The organism is Exiguobacterium sp. SH1S21 (assembly GCF_004337175.1).
In the GTDB taxonomy this organism is placed as follows: domain Bacteria; phylum Bacillota; class Bacilli; order Exiguobacteriales; family Exiguobacteriaceae; genus Exiguobacterium; species Exiguobacterium aurantiacum_A.
In genome coordinates this window covers 1-388 of sequence record NZ_SJUY01000042.1, presented here as the reverse complement: position 1 = coordinate 388, position 388 = coordinate 1, and the positions used below count along the sequence as shown (strand labels likewise).

The window sequence follows — 388 nt, the reverse complement described above, 5'->3', positions numbered from 1 at the left end:
GTATGCTGACGTGTCCCAGGGCAACGTGCGCTACAACATCGCTACCAAAGCGGATATCGCCATCATCGCTACCGCGCAGAATGGCAACAAAATGACCAAAAACTATCGTGCCAGCTACAACGTTGAAGGTGCGTTCCAGGCCTCCAACAAAAATATCGCCGATGCGGTTAACAGTGTGCTGACCGATACCATCGCTGATATGTCTCAGGACACCAGCATTCACGAATTCATCAAGCAGAACGCGCGTTAATTTCTGCCCTCTGGCCCGGTGCAAGCCGGGCCTGTAGACGCCCATGTCCAGTCAATATTTACGTATTTTTCAACAGCCGCGTTCAGCCATATTGCTGATCCTGGGTTTTGCTTCCGGGCTACCGCTCGCCCTGACATC

At 52.6% G+C, this 388-nt stretch carries 1 protein-coding gene; it reads left to right on the top strand.

Annotated elements, in window-relative coordinates; translation table 11 throughout:
* Window positions 1-250 (top strand): YajG family lipoprotein (locus EVJ24_RS15270; protein WP_201740385.1); only part of this gene is annotated, 250 nt, incomplete at its 5' end.
* Between the last annotated feature and the right edge of the window lie 138 nt (window positions 251-388).